Genomic DNA, 17,037 nt, shown 5'->3' with positions numbered 1-17,037 from the left:
GCCGACCTCTAATGCGGATTCACCGCCGGAGGCGGCCTCCCTTTTTTTATTTGCTGCCCGCTTCGAAGGATGCATCCTGCGCTGCGGCCAGGCCGATGATCGCTCCCCGGTTTGAGGCTAGATCACATAATCGAGCACTTGCTCGTATGGAAAATACGACTTCCCGGCAGGCGCCGGAGCATACAGATGGAAAGCTACTGCGCGTTGCGGGCCGGAATTGCGAAGCTGGTGAATCTGATTTTTCGGCGCGTAATAATGGCTTCCTTCCTTGATTTCAACCTCCCCCGACAAGCAGGGATACCCGTAGCCGTCCAACCGGAACATCCGGTTCGTAAGCGTGCCTTCGAGCAGCCGCGCGCAGCCGACGGAAGTCCCGTGATCGTGAATGTACGTTTCGGTTCCGGGAGGCAGATGGATCAGCACCGCTTCGGCGGCAGCGGTCCGGTATAGGCTCGTTCTCCCGTAAGGCAGGCTCTCAGGCTCCGCAATGTAGGGCGACAAGGCTTCAAGCGACAAATCCATGCCTCTCATGATCGCCTGAAGCTGCTTGGGCGAGGTGCTGCGCAAAGGCAGCGCGCTTAGAATCCGTTCGATGGTTTCGATCCGGTTCATGGGGGTTCCTCCCGTTCATAACATTCTTTTACCGCTTTAATAAGATCAGCTTATAATCCAATATATTCCTCCTTTGACCAAAAAGTTACCACTGCGTAAAAAGGGACACCGATTCTCCATTTTCGGCTTAAGAATGTTTTAAGATTTTGAATCGGTACTCGTTAAGATTTACCGGCTATACTAGGCTACAGTTCAACGTTAGGAATGGGGAGCGGTCCGCAAGCCGTTTGTCAAGGTTATCTCGGCGTGATATGCTTTTTTTGTCGTCGGCGCCGCCCGGAAAGCACGCCGACCCCACTCCGCAGCAACCGGGATTTATTGGAATGAAAAGGAGGTCGGCCCCATGGCGCAGCCTACAATATTACTCGTCGACGACGAGAAAGAAATTATCGATTTGCTCGAAATTTATTTAAAAAACGAAGGCTACCGTCTGCTGCGTGCAGGCAATGGCATCGAAGCGTTAAGCGTGCTGCAAAAGGAAGACGTCGATCTGATCGTGCTCGACATCATGATGCCGAAGATGGACGGCATTGAAGCTTGCCTGAAAATACGCGAACAAAAGCATATGCCGATTATTATGCTGTCCGCCAAAAGCCAGGACATGGACAAAATTCTCGGCCTGAGCACCGGCGCGGACGATTACGTCACCAAGCCGTTCAATCCGCTTGAGCTGGTCGCCCGGATCAAGTCGCAGCTACGCCGCTATACCCGGCTCAATGTTCAGCGGCCGAACAAGGAACATGAGCTGGAGATCGACGAGCTCACGATCAATACCGCGACGCATGAGGTTAAGCTGGACGGCCGGGATATTAAGCTGACGCCGCGCGAATTTGCGATCCTGGAACTGCTGGCCCGACACCGCGGTACGGTTTGGAGCATCGAGAAAATTTACGAGGCCGTATGGAAGGAAGCGTATTTCGATTCGGACAATACCGTGATGGTTCATATCCGGAAAATTCGCGAGAAAATCGAGGAAAATCCGCGGAAACCGAAGTTTATTAAAACGGTTTGGGGAGTGGGATATAAAGTTGAGTAAAAAAGAGAAGATCAAACCGCCGCGCAAGCCTATGCTTGACCGCTTCCCGTTCACCTGGTTCCCTTTTAATCTGCTGCGAGGCATGATCCTGTTCCTCCAAGACCTCTACAAAATGGCGCGGACCCACGTGCAGCGCAGCATCCGGCTGCAGCTGATGCTGACCTTCGCCTTCTGCCTCGGTGTGACGCTGGTATTCTACGGCATCAGCTCGGCTCTGTTCGGCGCCGTCAACAAGAGTACGGTCATTGATTACAGCCAAGGGATGGAAAGCATCGATAGCGAAGCCCGCTCGCTCGCGGACCGGTTCCTTACATCTTCGCGACATAGCAGCGGAAACGAGACAAGCGACGATTCTCCCGATGGTGATTCGAATGAAGCGGATCGGAGCGAACCCGCGCAACCGCAAGCGGTCGTGCCGCAGGGCTCCGCTGCAGGCGGGGGGATGCCGACGCCCAATGCCGGCACAGCCCTTCCCGGGACCAACGGCCAGGAGGCCGGCAGCGCATCCGGGGCCCCGGCGGCCAATCCGCAGGGTGCGCCGCAGCCCAATCAGCCGAACCAGCCGAATATCCGGCAGGGAGAGAACAAGCAGGAGGACGCCGAGCGGCGCAAAAATTTTGAAAATACGGTCAAACGGCTCGTTACCTACAACAAGCTCAAGATCGTCATTACGGATCTGGAAGGCAAAGTCGTCTTCCGCAGCGAAAATGCGCCGGAAACGTACGTCGACGTACACAGCGTCATCCGCAACGCGATGGAAACAAGGAACCGGGAATCCGATTCGCGTTCGGAGTTTTCCAGCTTTTACCCGGTGACCTATAACAATCAGAAGGCCTACTTAATCGTCAGCGGTATCCCTCAGCCGAACATCAGCTACCATAAAGGCGAGAACCCGCTTTCCATCTTGGCTTCGCTTGCTGTCTTCATCTTTCTGTTCTACTTTTTAACGCAGCGGAAAATGAGATATATCGAGGAGCTTGCGAGCGGACTGCGGATTATCGCCACGGGCAATTTGGACCACCGGGTCCTCGAGCGGTCTCAGGACGAGCTCGGATCGCTGGCGAGAGACATGAACTTCATGGTGACCGACTTGCAGCGGAGAATCGAAGAGGAACGACGCGCCGAGCAGCTCAAAAACGAGCTGATTACGAACGTTTCACACGATTTGCGCACGCCGCTGACGCTGATCATGGGGTATTTGCGGCTGCTGCACGATAGAAATTTCGAAACGCCCGAGCAAGCGGCCGGGTATGTCAGTATCGCTTACAGCAAATCGGAGAAGCTGAAAGGGCTGATCGACGATTTGTTCGAATTTACGAAGCTCTCCAATCATGACATTCCGCTGCACAAGAAAGGAGTCGTCATTAACGAGGTGCTGGAGCAGCTGCTGGAGGAGTACGTCACCCTCAGCGAGGAGCAGCAGCTTACGCTGATTCGAAGCTTGCCGCAGGAGCGGCTGATGGCACGCATCGACGTGGACAAAATGATCCGCGTGTTCGAAAACCTGCTCGGCAACGCGATCAAGTACAGCCCTAAGCCCGGCGTGATCACCTTCGGCATGATCCGCGAGAACGGGCACGCGATCATTCGTATCTCCAACAAAGCGGACGCTTTGACCCGTGACGAGCTGGAGCAGCTGTTCGATCGGTTTTACCGGGTCGATAAAGCCCGGACGTCCGAGACCGGAGGCTCGGGGCTTGGTCTTGCGATCGCAAGAAGCATCGTCGAATCGCACGAAGGCAGTATTTGGGCCGAGTCGGAGAACGGCGAAATCCATTTTTACGTGAAGCTGAAGCTGGCATCTTAGGATGCCGGCTTTTTGGCCGTTGCGCGAGGCGGAAAACAAGCAGCCGTTCGCCTCGGAAGGTCATTCGCGGTATAATTGGAGCGGACAACGCGAGAAACGAGGCGGCCCTTACGGCACGCATCGCACAAATGGAGGACGGATCATGAGACATGGATTTTTGCTGGATTTGGACGGAACGTTGTACCATGGAGACCGCCCGATCCCTTATGCGGCGGAATTTATCCGCTGGCTGCGGGAGAAAGGCTACCCGTTCTTATATGTAACCAACAATTCGTCAAGGACGCCGGAGCAAGTTGCGGCGCACCTCATCAAGACCGGGATCGAAGCCAAACCGGAGGAAGTGCTGACCTCCTCGCAAGCGGCCGTGATGTATTTGCAGGAAACCGGCGCCCGGAACGGACGCGTGCTGTACATCGGCGAGGAAGGACTGCGAACGGCGCTGAAGGACGGCGGCTTCGAACCCGTCACAGAGGACGCCCCGGTAGGAACGGTCGCTGCGGTCGTACAAGGCATCGACCGGGCGTTCCATTACGGCAAGCTGCTTGCGGCCGTCCGCTATATCCGCGGCGGAGCCCCGTACATCCTGACGAATCCCGATCACCTGCTGCCGTGGAACGGCGGGCTGATGCCGGGAGCCGGCTCCATCGCGGCTTCGATCGAACGGGCAAGCGAAACGCCTCCCATCGTCATCGGGAAGCCTTCGCCGATCATTATGCGCTACGCTGTCGCCAAGCTGGGGCTGACCCCTAGTGAGATTTGGACGGTCGGGGACAACCTGAACACCGATATCCGCGGCGGAGCCGACGCAGGCTGCCGGACGGCGCTTGTGCTGACCGGACTGGCCAACGCCGCGAATGTGGACGAGCAGATGGCCCGTACGGGCGTGCGTCCCGAGCGGATCTGCGCGCATCTGATGGAGCTGGCGGAAAGCCTCGGCTAATCGGTCGCGTGCTGCTTCCGAATTTCGCCGATCCGGCGAATGTGGACGTTCGCATGGCCGGCCATCATTTTCATCAGGCGGCCGGCCGTCTCCTCCTTGCCGGAGGCGATGACGCTGCGGGCCAGCGCTCCCGGCGTATGCTCGCATACGCTGAGCACATGCTCGCGCAGCAGCCGAAACAGCGCGACCTCGGCGCGAATCGGCCGCGAGGCGTAACGCATGCCCGCGGCCCATGCGTCCTGCGAGAAGCCGTTGCCGTGGTAGACGCGTCCGCGCTCCGGCCCGGCCAAAGCGAACTTGAGCTTGTGCAGCGCCGCAAGCTCCAGATCCACCACATGGAGCACCTGCTCGCGGATGCTCCATGTGCCGGGCGCCCGGGCCAGATCGAGCCCGGCCTCGCCAAGCCCCGCCAGCGCGGCCTCCAGCCGGTCCGGCCCCGCTGCGAACAAAGCGAGCGTTTCCTCGTCGCTCGGAAACAGCTCTTGCCAGTACGCCGCGCGGTAGCCCTCCGGCGTCGTGATCGTGACGGTCCGCCAGCAGCCCGGCTCCGTCTCATCCAACCAGCGCCCGCCGGCCTCCTCGGCGCGCTGCTGAAGCAGCTCCAGCGCCTCGCCGGGCGGCGCTGTCACATAAAACCGGCCGCCGGGCGACAGCTCCCGGCAGCCCGGTGCTTGCAGGCGGCGAAGCGCCTCCGCCGCCGCGCCTTCCGCGGCGAGCAGCACGGCATCGCCGCCCGGCTGACGCAGCAGCGCACAGCCCGCTGCCGCGAACAGCTCCAGGCGCTCCCAGCCGAGCGCCTGCTCGTAAAAGCGCAGCGCCGCCGTCATCTCCGGCACGCGCAGCAGCAGCTTCGCTTGATCCACACTGATCTCCATTCGCCTTCCCCCTTTGCAAAAGCTGTGACGGGTTTAGCCCTATTTTACCATATACCGGTTCAACGAACGCCGGAAACGAACAAACACCGCCCTTTGCGAAAGAGCGGTGTTTGGCTTGGTTAGAGATTATTTTATTTTCAATTCGTCTCAACCGGCGACAACGGTTTTGGAGCCGTCCTTGCGCGAAGAAACGTCGTAGTTTTCGAGCTCTTCGTCCGCTTCATTGTTGAACGCCTCGCGGTTGAATTCTTTCTCCGTTACGGCGACGACAAGGGAGCTGACGGTCGTACCCGTTGCGTTGATAGCCGTCCGGGCCATATCGAGAATCGCGTCGATGCCGAGCACCATCGCCATCCCTTCGATCGGCAGACCGACGCTGGCCAGCACGACCGTCGTCGAGATCGAAGCCGGTCCCGGCACCCCGGCCACACCGATGGAAGCGATCATCGCCGAGCCGACGATGAGCAGGTAATGCGTGATCGTCAGATCGATGCCGAATACTTTGGCGACGAAGATCGCCACAATCGCCGGATACAAGCCGCCGCAGCCGTTCATGTTGATGGTAGCGCCCAGCGGAGCGACAAAGCTGGCGATCCGGTCGGATACTTTAAGCCGCTTCGTAATAACCTCCAGATTGACCGGCAGCGTCGCATAGCTGCTCCGCGTCGTGAAAGCGACGGCCAGCACGGGATAAATCTTTTTCAGGAAGCGGATCGGATTGACCCGTGCCACGAACGTGACCAAGAAGCCGTAAGTCAGAACGAAATGCAGCAAGCAAGCAATGTAAACGGCGATCACTACTTTGCCCATCGGCAGCAGCGAAGCAAGGCCGTATTTCGCAGCCATCGCCGCCATCAGTCCGAACACGCCGTAAGGCGTCAAACGGATGATCAGCTTCGTCACGCGGAACATCACGACAGCGAACGATTGAATGACTTCCTTGATCGGCCGGACCGATTCCGGCTTGCGGTTGCCTTCGATTGTAATGGCGACCGCGACGAACATGGCAAATACGATAACCGGCACAACTTTCCCGGTAGCCATCTCGTTCACCGGGTTCGCCGGTACGAGATCCATGAATACTTTCAGGAACGACGGAATTTCTCTGGCGGCGAATTTGGCATCCTGCACATAAGGAATGCCTGCGCCCGGATCGATGATCACCGCAACGACGACACCGATGGCCGCCGCAATACCGGTCGTGATCAGGAACAAGGCGATCGTTTTCGTTCCGATCTTTCGAAGCATATTCGGATCGGATACGGACGTAATGCTGGAAATAATCGTTGCGATGACAAGCGGCATAACGATCATTTTGATCAGGTTGACGTAGATGGAGCCGATCGTTCCGAGATCTGTCGCCTCTTTACCGAACACCGCCCCGACGACCACGCCGAGCACCATGGCGATTAATACGCGCGTCCCGAAACCCACCTTTTTCTTGGCCGCGAAAAATAACAACAGCAGGACTACGACAGCGACAGCCCAGCTGGCAATGTAAAGGGAATTCACAATCATGCGCCTCCTTGAGAGTATATCCTAACAATCCCCACTCGTTTACTAGGTATTCTATGCCCATTTTCGGCGGCTGTCAATAAGTATTTTATTACTAAATCATTTGTTTCGCGGGCCATCCGGAGGTAAAACCGGCTATTCTCTTAAAGCGTCTCTTAATTTCGTCGATTCGTACCTCCGGTCCGCCGACTGCGCGAGCGCTTTGCGCAGCCGCTTGTTTTCGACCGCCAGCCTCTCGATCTCTCCGATCAGTTCGAGGGCGAAGGCTTGAACCGCCTCGCCGGATTCCCGGCTGACGGAGTCCGCCCTTTCTTTATATTCATTCAACTGCTCTTCTATGCTTTTCATCCGGTTCATCCTCTCCTAAAAACAAAATTATCGCAACGAACTCGGCCACAGGACGAGCGAAGCGCGGTCGGCTTCCGCTCCGAGCTGCCGCAGCGTACCCGCGGCAAGCGTGTCCAGCACCGGCTCCCCGTTCCACGTATCGATGACCACTTTGCGGACGCCCGGCTTCTTCAAAACCGATTGCAGCACGGCCCGAAGCGTCTGCAGCCGATCTTCCTCCGGCAGCCATGCCTCTTCCTGCACGTCGGCCAGCGCGTGCAGCGTGTGCATGCGCCTGCCGTTATTTTCGCACCACAACACCCAGCGGCCGCCGCGGAAGACGAGATCGTTGCCCGGCTTGCGGGCAAAAGCGACGCCCGGCGCGGCCGGCCATTTTACCGTCAATCCGAACGGATTGGCGGGATCGGCGGCCGGAAGCAGCACCGTTTCGCCGCCTCCCGCTTCCCAGACCGCCTCCCGGAGACGCCCTACCGTCTCCGGCGCCGCAAACTGCATCGCCGCAATATCTCGGACCCAGAAGCCGCGGGTCAGCATCCCCCACAGCTCCAGCTGCTTCAACGAGCCGTATACATCGTCCCAAGACCACGGCAGCAGCGTACCTGCAAGGTCCCGCGTAAGCAGCGCGCTGCCGTCCAGCGCTTGCTTTACCCAAGCGCCGAGCGAATCGCCTTCGCCCGGCTGCTCCTCCTTCAGCGTCTCCAGCGCATACCAGCGGCCAAGGCCGGATTGGAATTTGGCGGCGGTTTTGGCCGTGGTCTTCTTGCCGCTTCCGTTCATCCTAAGCGGCGCAAACTGGTCGTTGGAGACAAGCCCTTCCCAAGCCAGTTCGATCAAATCCGCCGTCAGCTCCGATGGGACGCTTCCTGTTTGGCGGCTGAGCGCGGACAGGAAGCTAGCGCCCTTGCGCCGGAGCAGCTCCAGCAGCGGCTCGTGCTTCGAGGCCGCTCCCCGCTTGAGCAGAGGGGCGTAAAGCTCCTTCGCTTCCGCCAGAAAGAAGGCGACCCGGCCTTCCTTCTCTCCCGCTTCCTTGCGCCCGATCCAGATTACCTCGCCCGCCGCGCACAGCCGGTCGAGCGTTTCTTTGCGGTAATCGGTCAAGCGCAAGGGAAACACCGACGCCTCCCATTCGGGCAGCGGCAAAAACCAGCCCTGCAGCTTGCCGATTACGTCCCGGAGCCCCTCTTCCCCGCTGAGGCGGCTGCCCGGAAGGACATGCTGCGCGGCCATCAAGAACCGGCAGTACCGGACCGGATCGACCGGGGCAGCCTGTTCGCGCAGCGCCCGTTCGGCTCTGCGGATACGGCGCGCCGCCGTTTCGCGGCTCACCCAACTCCGCGGCCCGGCTTCGCTTCCGCCAAGGGCCGGTTCAATCGTCCCGTCCTCGGCCCACTGGCTCATGAGGTCGTCGACAAGCGGCAAAGCCGCGCCGTACCGGGCGGCAAGCTCTTCTGCCGTAAACGACGCGCGGTACTCCATATAACGGGACAGCACAAACCGCGCGGCCAGCGGATCGTCTGCAATCCGCGCATACGTATCCGCTTCGTCGGAGCAGATCCAGCGCTTTTCTCCGCCGATGTCGATCAGGCGCACTCGGCCTTCCTCTTCCAATCGGCGGAGCAGCCTGCCGATTTCTTCCGCTTGCGGCGCGCCCGCAGGCTCTGCCGAACCCAGGCCGCTCCCGCCCTCCGCCTGCTGCCGCGCCTCGTCGGCACCGCTATCGGCGGCCAGCCTTGCCATCTCCGCGGCGGTCCGGTCGCCTCGCTGCTTCAGGAGGCGCAGCAGCGTCTCCGGCTGCTCCAGCGGAGCGGAAGCCGGCCACGGCTCCTCCTCCGCAGCGCCATGGTCCGGTTGCCCCGCCTCCAGCACCGCGCTCTCGCCGAACAGCCGCCCGGCCTGCGCCCGCTCCAAGCCTAGCAACTGCAATTGAATATCTTTGCCGACGGCGTCGGACTCGTAGATTTGAGCGCCCATGAACTCGGTCAGAAACGCTGCGGCCAGCGGCGAAGGAAATAGGCTCTCGCGCACGTTCACCTCGAGCGCTCCGGCCTCAATCTGCTCCAGCGCCTCGCGCACCCGCGGCATGTCCAGCTCCTCCTGCAGGCAAATGCGCATCGCCTCGCCGAGAAAAGGAAACCGCTCGGCGTACGGCAGCGATTCCCGCAGCAGCTCCTCGCTGCGCAGCCGCTTCTTCCACGCCGGCGTGCGCGTGAAGCTCCGCGACAGCAGCAGCGACGTCTCGGCCAGACGGCGGAACGCCGCTCCGAACTGCGGCGAAGACGGAACCGCTTCGCGCAGCAGCGCTTCGAGCCGGGCGGACGTCACGCCGCGAAGCATCGCCACGAAGCTTGCGGCCATTCCTTCGTCGGCGCCGGACAAGACGAAATGAATGCCGTTGTCCTTGGCATTCGCGAACAGCCGCACGGGAAACCGCTCCTCCCCATGCTGCCGAAGCGCCAGCAGCCACGTACGGTTGAACGTCCGGCCGAACGTGCTGTGCACGATGACATGCCACTGCTTCAGCTCGTCCCGGAACCGCTCGACGACGATGCGGCGGTGCGTCGGTACCGCCGACACGGCCTTCTGCGACCGGATCAGCGCGATCAGCTCGCCCGCAGCTCCGGCGTCCAGCCCGTAATCCCGGGTCAGCCAGTCCAGCGTACCGTGCGGCTCCTCCCGTTCGATCCGGCGCTCCAGCTCTTCCATGAACCGCCCGATATCCCGCGACAGCTCAAACGTGCGGCCCTGCCCTTCGCCCCGCCAGAACGGAATTTCGCTGAACCGGTTGCCCGCTTCGACGACGTACACCCGGTCATTTTTGATCGATTGAATTTTCCACGACGACGTTCCGAGCTGAAACACGTCGCCGACTCGGCTTTCGTGAATATACTCCTCGTCCAGCTCGCCGATGTGCACGCGGCTGTCCGCATGATGCACCGGGTAGGCGCTGCTCTGGGGAATCGTGCCAGCCCCCATAATGGCTGCCATACCCGTTACCCCTCGGCGGGACACTACGCCTGTGTCGCGGTTCCAATCCAAGAGAGGACGAACGAACGGGTAGTACCCGGACAACACCTGCAGTACATCCAATAGCCGCTCCCGCGGAAAATCCCGGTACCCGTAGCTGCCGGCCAGCACGCGGGATAGCTCGCAGATCGTCCAATCGCCTCCCGCCACCATCGCCGCAATTTGCTGGCACAAGATGTCCAGCGACTGCACCGGGATGCGGATTTCCTCGATGTCGCGCTCCAGCACGCGGCGGGACAGCACCGCGCATTCCGGCAGTTGGCCGCGGCTGCGCGCCAGAATGACGCCCCGGCTGACGCCGCCGACGCTGTGTCCGGCCCGGCCGATGCGCTGAATTCCCGCGGCGGCGCTCTTCGGCGAATCGATCTGCACCACCAGATCGATATGGCCGACGTCGATGCCCAGCTCCAGCGAAGACGTTGCCACGAGGCAGCGAAGCTCGCCCGCCTTGAGCGCGCGCTCCACCTCAAGCCGCTGCTCCCGGGAGACGCTGCCATGGTGCGAGCGGGCCATTTCGTAGCCGACATGGTCGTTCAGCCGCAGCGTCAGCCGCTCGCAAAGCCGCCGGTTGTTGGCGAAGATCAGCACGGATCGGCTTCCTTCCATCAGCTTCACGAGGCGTTCGGTGACCGGCCCCCAGACGGCTTCCTGCTTGTCCTGCGTAATGAAGGTTTGCTCCGGCATCGTGACGACAAGCTGAAGCGCTTTATGCATCCGGCTCTCCACAATGTTCACGGGCCGAGGCCGCATGGGAACGTTCGCGATCGTTTCATTACCGGCTTCTACGGTCATACCCGCACCAGTATCTTCCGATCCGGCGGCTGTTCCGGCTTGAGCGGCGTCAGCCCCGTCTCCCTCTGCCACAGGCTCCCAGCCTCCGAGAAAACGGGCAACCCGCTCGATCGGCTTCTGCGTTGCTGACACGCCGATGCGTTGCGGAGAACGTCCGCACCAGGCGACAAGCCGCTCAAGCGTCACCGACAAATGCAGTCCTCTGGCTCCCTCGGCCAGATCGTGAATCTCGTCTACAATGACATGGCGAACGTTCCGCAGCATGTCTCTGCCTTTCAGGGACGTCAGCAAAATATACAGCGACTCGGGTGTCGTCACGAGCACATCCGGCGGCTGCCTCAGCATCGACGCCCGCGTGCTTTGTGTCGTATCGCCCGTACGGACGCCGACGGTTAGTCCCGGCCACGGCAAGCCCGTCTCCGCCGCCATCTGCTCCAATTGATCGATGAAGCCGACAACGTGATGATGAATATCGTTGTTCAGCGCCTTGAGCGGCGTGACGTACAGCAGTTTTACTCCCCGAACCGGTCCGTTGGCGGCTTTCCCGGTCACGATCCGGTCCAAGCAGGGCAGCAGCGCCGCAAGCGTCTTGCCCGACCCTGTCGGCGCGGCGATCAAGGTATGAGCGCCCGATCCGATCGACTCCCACGCCCGCAGCTGCACCTCCGTCGGCTCCCCGAACGTCTGCCCGAACCAGGCGGCCAGCAGCGGATGAAAACCGATTGGCGATTCCGCATTCATGTTCGTTTCCCCTTCTTCCCCTAAGTTTCTCCCCAAATGTACGTTCGATATCGGTATCATACCAAAAAAACAAGCGCCGGCACATCCAAGCGAAATTCGGTCTCCTCCAGCGTCCGGGCTGCGCTCTTCCATTGACACATTTTCAACTCGGTGCTACGATTTTCGAATAAATTAAATCTAACCTATTAACACTTTAAATATCGGATTATTCGAACGAGGAGCTGAAAAGCATGGCTGATCCTATGGATCACGCGATCGAGCGGTTTGAAAAAGCGTTTTTTACAATGTTCCAAAAACTCGGACCGGGATTGGCATTGCCTGCCGATCTGAATTTGACGGGGCCGCAGATCATGATGCTGTATACGATCGTCCGGTGCGAGCCGTGCCAGGTCGGCCGGCTGGCCCAACGGATGGAAGTGACGCCGAGCGCCATTACCGTTATGATCGACCGTCTGGTGCAAAACGGGTTCGTGCACCGGAAGCACGACGAGAACGACAGACGAGTCGTTCTACTGGAAGCAACCGAGCAGGCGCGCGAGGCGCTGCTCCGTATCCGGGCGCTCCGCTCGGAAGTGATCAACACCTACTTGTCCTATCTGGAGCCGCACGAGCTGGAGCCGTTCCTGCAAAGCTTCGAGAAGATCGCCCATAAAATGTCCGAGTAAAACTATAGAAGGACCGCCCGGTGAGCCGCCCCCAATGGTTAGACACAGCCTAACATCATTGGAGGCAAGATCATCGGAGCGGTCCTCTTTATGATTTTTTCACTTAAAAATTCGGTATGAGTCTTATCAATTTATCCGGAGTGCCGTCGCCGTTCTTGTCGCCGTTGTTGCTTGTAATCAAGTAGAGTGAACGGTCCGGCGCTTCAATGATCTCGCGGATACGGCCATAGGTATTTTTATACAGGTAGCTCAGGTTGCCGATCACCGGTTGGCCGTTCTGCTCTTTTACCTGCATGCGAATGATCTGCTTGCCGGCGAGGTTGGACACGAGCAGATCACCTTTCCACGGTCCGTCGGAGACGAACGTGATGCCTGACGGGGCCCATCTTGCATTGCCGCTGTGAATAAGAGGTGGCGTGATTCCCGGTTTGTTCTGGTTGTCTCCTTCGTATTCTGGCCATCCGTAATTGGCTCCGGGCACGATCAGGTTGATTTCGTCCTTGGCGGCTTCGCCGTGCTCCGAGGAGAACAGACGGTTCGTTCCCGGCTGCCAGGCAAGTCCTTGCGGGTTGCGGTGGCCTCTCGTATACACCGGCGAGCTGGCGCCGAACGGGTTGTCGCTCGGAATCGTGCCGTCCAGATTCAAACGGAAAATTTTCCCGCCCAGGTAGGTTAGCGTATCGTCCGTTTTGCCGTAGTTGCCGTTGCTGAAGTACAGCTTGTTATCCGGGCCGACCTTGAGCCGTCCGCCGTTGTGATAGACCGCGCCGGGCAGCTTGTCGAGCAGCACTTTGTCGAGGGTAGCCGTGTTGTTTTTCTCGATCAGGCGGACCAAACGGTTTTTCACCGTATTATTGGAATCCTTGTAAGTATGGTACAAGTACATGTAATGGTTGGTCTCAAAATTCGGATCGAGCGCAATCCCCAACAGCCCGCCTTCGCTTTTTGGCTGATAGTAGAACGGCGCTCCGAGCGTAATGACCGGCGTGCTGCGCACTTGGCCGTTGACGACTACGCGGACGCGGCCGCTGTTGCGTTCGGTGAAGAAGATCCGTCCGTCCGGAGCAAACGCCAAAGCCCACGGAACTTCCAGATTATCTGCTACGACTTGCAGCGTATACGGGTCGGTAGAAGTTGATGAAGTCTTCACGGAAAGCGTATTGCTGGCGGCCGATACGTTGCCCGCCAAATCTCTCGCTTTTACGGTAAAGCTGTACGTCGTATTCGCCGTAAGCCCGCTGACGGTAAAGGTCGTGCCGGTCGTGCTGTCCGCTAATTTCCCGTCCTTGTATACGTCGTATTTGAACACGCCCACATTATCCGTCGACGCCGTCCAGGCCAAGGAAACGGAGGAGGAGGTTTTGGCCGGACTGCTCAGATTGGAGGGAGCCGTCGGGCTTTGCGTATCCGGCTGCGCCGCCGTCGTCACGCTAAGCGGTGTGCTGGGTTCCGATACGTGTCCAGCCGCATCTTTCGCTTTTACGGTAAAGCTGTACGTCGTGTTCGCCTTGAGACCCGTCACCTTAAAGGAGGTTTCCGTTGTTGTGCTGCCGGCAAGCTGGCCGTCCCGGTAAACATCGTATCCGGTGACGCCGATATCATCCACCGAGGCAAGCCACGACAGGCTTACGCTGGTGTCCGTTTTGCTATCCACCGCCACATTGGTCGGAGCCGTCGGCGGGTAGACGTCCCCTGACGCGTTGACGGTCACTTTGCTTATCGTCGCCGTACTGGCCGCATTCACGTCATGGCTGGTGACCGCCAGACCGAAGTATACATTCGCGCCCATGGCGACCGTTACGCTGCCGATGTCTCCCCAGTTCATGCCGTTGTTCGAGACAAAGCCTTTGATCACGTTGCCGGTCCGCTGCAGCTTCACCCAGGCAGGGCTTGAAGACGCTTGCTTGACTGATTCCGTCGATCCTCCAGCCGCGGTCCGGTACTGGAACGTGAAGCCGTTGGATGGGGAGAGGAGCAGGTCGGCATGCTTCGCGTCGGCATTCAGGTTCTCGCGGATCATGATTCCCGCTTTCGCCCAGCCGTCGGTATTCGTTTGGGAGGTGATCAGAGCAACGATCGTCCCGTCCCCGTTCCAAGGCCGATACACATAGCGGAATTGGTCCGACGTGCTCCAAATATCTTTGCCTGCGCCGGATACGGTGAACACATCTGTATTCGCATCGTACAGAGCGCTGCCGGCTACGGCCGGGGAACCGATGTCCTTCGACTGCCACGGAGCCGGAACTTCACCCGGTCCCGGAGCGTTCGTCGTGACCGATAGCGGCTGGCTGGCGGCCGATTGGTTGCCGGCGGCATCCTTGGCCTTGACCGTAAAGCTGTACGCCGTGCTTGCGGTCAGCCCCGTCACCGTGTACGACGTTTCGGTGACACCGGCCTGAACGAGTGTCCCGTCGCGGTAGATGTCGTAAGCGGTCACGCCGACGTTATCCGTTGAAGCGGTCCAGGTCAACGTCACGGTCGTGTCCGTCTTGCCGGCCGCGGTCACGTTCGTCGGCTCGGTCGGAGCCGTCGTATCGGCCTTGGTCGTTACGCTGAGCTGGCTGCTGGCGGCCGACGAGTTGCCGGCGGCATCCTTCGCCTTGACCGTAAAGCTGTACGCCGTGCCTGGCGTCAGTCCTACGACGGAATACGAAGTACTGAGCGGGCTTCCGATCAAGGTCCCGTCCTGGAACACATCGTAGCCCGTAACCCCGACATTGTCCGTCGAAGCGCTCCATGACAGATCGACGGTCGTCTCGGTTTGGCCCGGTGAAGTCAAGCCCGTCGGTACGGAAGGCGCCGTCGTATCCGATCCGCCAAGGCTTACGTTGGTAAAGGTGGCGGTGTTCAGCTTCGAAACGTTATGGCTCGAAACAGCTAAGCCGACATAAACGCTGCTTCCCATCGTTACGCTCGTCTGGCTTACTTCCGTCCAAATCGATCCGTCCGTGGAATAAGAGCCTTTGAACGTATTGCCGTCACGCTCAAGCTTTAACCACGACGGGCTCGTTGAATTCGCCTTCACGCTGGTTGTCGCCCCGCCCACATCGTTCCGGTACTGGAACGTATACATGCCGGACGGAACCGCGGCGATATCGACGTGCTTGGCGTTCGCATCGAGCGTCTCGCGGATCATCAGGCCCGCCTTCGCAAAGTCGTCGGTATTGCCTTGCCCCGTCACTTGCGCGATGATCGCGCCGCTGCCGGTTAACGGCTGATACACATAATGGAATTGGTCGGAGGTGCCCCAGATGTCCTTGCCCGCTCCCTTCACCGTATACACGCCCGTACCGGGGTTGAAGTCTGCGCTGCCCGCCAGAGCCGGGGAGCCGATATCCTTGTTCGACCACGGGCTGGGGACGGCTGCCAGCGTTCCGATGCTTCCGCTGCCGTAGACGGCAGAGGTAGTCGATGCCGGAACGTTCGAATTCCCCGTTTCTAGGCTGCCTTGCCGCGCCTCCTGCCCGAACCCTTGAGCGGGCACCAGGAGCTGGAGCGCGAGCAGCACGGAAATTCCTAATGCTTTTGCCGCTTTGACCTTCATCCTCAAATCATGCTCCCTTCCATGAATTTTGCAAAAATAAGGCATATAAGCCGCAGCCTCCGGTTTCCCCCACCTCCCTTCATAAGCACCATCGCCTGCTTTTTTACCCTATAACGAAAAAAGAGACGGCAACCTTAGTTTTCAGAAACTTGAACTGAACGGAAAGGTGTCGTCCCTTGGACCAATAACCATATATTAACATCATCATACCTTCAAAACTGCGATTTTTCCATTTCCTTTATTGATCTATTACTTGCCGGATATTGACAAATATTATTGATCGAAAAAAACGGGCCCTTTCGGGCCCGTCGAGTTTGTTGAGAAAGTGGTCAATTGAGATAATAGAGGTTACGAGGGGGCAGGGTATCCACTTCCGACCACTCTTGTCCTCAGGAAATTGGATTGGAAGCCGCTTGTTAGCGGACATTTCCCGAAGACAAAGGCGGCCGCTATCGCTTCTTCAGTGGATACCCCGCCTCCGTCTGCATCTCTATTTTTGTAAAAACCTATTTTCTCAACGCTCTGAACGGACCCTTTCGGGCCCGTCCTTCTTTTCAAAATTTATCCGGCCCCTACTCCTCTAGCGGCTTGCCGAATTCGTACAGTTTCCCTGCCGCGGCATCGGCAGCAAGCCGTTCCAGCCAGCGCAGCTCCGTAACGGCGTGCTCCCATCGACCTTTCATCATATGCAGCACGCTGCGGGGCACGGTAGGGATATGCTCCTCGTAGATGTCATGCAGCAAGGCTACGATGCGGCGCTGCTCTTCCATCTTTTGCGTAATGATGGCATGAATCTGCTGCGCATCCCCATGAAAGGCGAACACCAGCGCCGCGTATATCGGGTGGAAGACAGGGGCGCGGCTTTCAAACTGCTCCAGCAGCAGGCGATGAAACAGCTGCCTGCCTTCTTCCGTAATCCGGTAGACGGTGCGGTCGGGACGGCCGCTCTCCTTCACGATCTCCAGCGCCTCGATATATCCCTCTTTATTCAGCGTATCGATGGCGTAGTACAGCGAGCCTTCCTGCATTTTAATGTAATGGAGCATCGCCCGCTCCTTCATTTTATGCCGCAACTCGTAGGGGTGGCTGTCTCCTTCCATGAGCAGACCCAAAATGACAAGCTTCATGGACAACCGTA

At 59.1% G+C, this 17,037-nt stretch carries 11 protein-coding genes; 4 read left to right on the top strand and 7 right to left on the bottom strand.

The genetic code is table 11. The features are described 5' to 3' along the window. Nucleotides 1-117: 117 nt before the first annotated feature. On the bottom strand, nucleotides 118-612 hold the full coding sequence (locus PEL01S_RS25945; protein WP_127462311.1) for a cysteine dioxygenase: 495 nt from the start codon (nucleotides 610-612) through the stop codon (nucleotides 118-120). Nucleotides 613-955: 343 nt separating this feature from the next. Here PEL01S_RS25945 and PEL01S_RS25940 point away from each other — a divergent pair, with 343 nt between their 5' ends. The 3 genes from PEL01S_RS25940 to PEL01S_RS25930 all read left to right on the top strand — a co-directional run bounded on the left by PEL01S_RS25940 (nucleotide 956) and on the right by PEL01S_RS25930 (nucleotide 4,395). After that, nucleotides 956-1,648: a response regulator transcription factor gene (locus tag PEL01S_RS25940; RefSeq protein ID WP_063186462.1), complete on the top strand. Its 693-nt coding sequence runs from the start codon at nucleotides 956-958 to the stop codon at nucleotides 1,646-1,648. Further along, nucleotides 1,641-3,455, top strand: coding sequence for a sensor histidine kinase (locus PEL01S_RS25935; protein WP_127462309.1), 1,815 nt, complete (start codon nucleotides 1,641-1,643; stop codon nucleotides 3,453-3,455). The genes PEL01S_RS25940 and PEL01S_RS25935 overlap by 8 nt, the downstream gene beginning before the upstream one ends. A 142-nt stretch (nucleotides 3,456-3,597) precedes the next feature. Continuing rightward, entirely contained in the window at nucleotides 3,598-4,395 is a 798-nt protein-coding gene (locus PEL01S_RS25930) for an HAD-IIA family hydrolase (protein WP_127462307.1), read from the top strand. On the opposite strand, the gene PEL01S_RS25925 is transcribed toward PEL01S_RS25930, so the two are convergent. From PEL01S_RS25925 to PEL01S_RS25910, 4 genes are all read right to left on the bottom strand, one after another. Next, the gene (locus PEL01S_RS25925; RefSeq protein WP_239551013.1) at nucleotides 4,392-5,270 is read right to left on the bottom strand and encodes a VOC family protein; all 879 of its coding nucleotides are present in this window, start codon (nucleotides 5,268-5,270) and stop codon (nucleotides 4,392-4,394) included. The genes PEL01S_RS25930 and PEL01S_RS25925 overlap by 4 nt on opposite strands. A 147-nt stretch (nucleotides 5,271-5,417) precedes the next feature. Then, complete coding sequence (locus PEL01S_RS25920) at nucleotides 5,418-6,788, bottom strand: dicarboxylate/amino acid:cation symporter (RefSeq protein WP_127462305.1); 1,371 nt, start codon at nucleotides 6,786-6,788, stop codon at nucleotides 5,418-5,420. Between the two features lie 132 nt (nucleotides 6,789-6,920). Continuing rightward, the gene (locus PEL01S_RS25915) at nucleotides 6,921-7,133 is read right to left on the bottom strand and encodes a hypothetical protein (protein ID WP_108530979.1); all 213 of its coding nucleotides are present in this window, start codon (nucleotides 7,131-7,133) and stop codon (nucleotides 6,921-6,923) included. 27 nt (nucleotides 7,134-7,160) lie between these two features. Beyond that, on the bottom strand, nucleotides 7,161-11,690 hold the full coding sequence (locus tag PEL01S_RS25910) for a DEAD/DEAH box helicase (RefSeq protein ID WP_127462303.1): 4,530 nt from the start codon (nucleotides 11,688-11,690) through the stop codon (nucleotides 7,161-7,163). Nucleotides 11,691-11,920: 230 nt separating this feature from the next. Here PEL01S_RS25910 and PEL01S_RS25905 point away from each other — a divergent pair, with 230 nt between their 5' ends. Continuing rightward, on the top strand, nucleotides 11,921-12,355 hold the full coding sequence (locus PEL01S_RS25905) for a MarR family winged helix-turn-helix transcriptional regulator (protein WP_010497876.1): 435 nt from the start codon (nucleotides 11,921-11,923) through the stop codon (nucleotides 12,353-12,355). 103 nt (nucleotides 12,356-12,458) lie between these two features. On the opposite strand, the gene PEL01S_RS34960 is transcribed toward PEL01S_RS25905, so the two are convergent. Both PEL01S_RS34960 and PEL01S_RS25895 read right to left on the bottom strand, forming a co-directional pair. Next, complete coding sequence (locus PEL01S_RS34960; RefSeq protein WP_163767506.1) at nucleotides 12,459-15,899, bottom strand: PQQ-dependent sugar dehydrogenase; 3,441 nt, start codon at nucleotides 15,897-15,899, stop codon at nucleotides 12,459-12,461. Between the two features lie 572 nt (nucleotides 15,900-16,471). Further along, the gene (locus tag PEL01S_RS25895; RefSeq protein ID WP_231884874.1) at nucleotides 16,472-17,026 is read right to left on the bottom strand and encodes a PadR family transcriptional regulator; all 555 of its coding nucleotides are present in this window, start codon (nucleotides 17,024-17,026) and stop codon (nucleotides 16,472-16,474) included. Between the last annotated feature and the right edge of the window lie 11 nt (nucleotides 17,027-17,037).

This window comes from Paenibacillus elgii NBRC 100335 (genome assembly GCF_004000865.1).
GTDB lineage: Bacteria > Bacillota > Bacilli > Paenibacillales > NBRC-103111 > Paenibacillus_G > Paenibacillus_G elgii.
The sequence above is the reverse complement of the archived record's forward strand: the minus strand, read 5'-3'. Positions and strand labels throughout refer to the sequence as shown.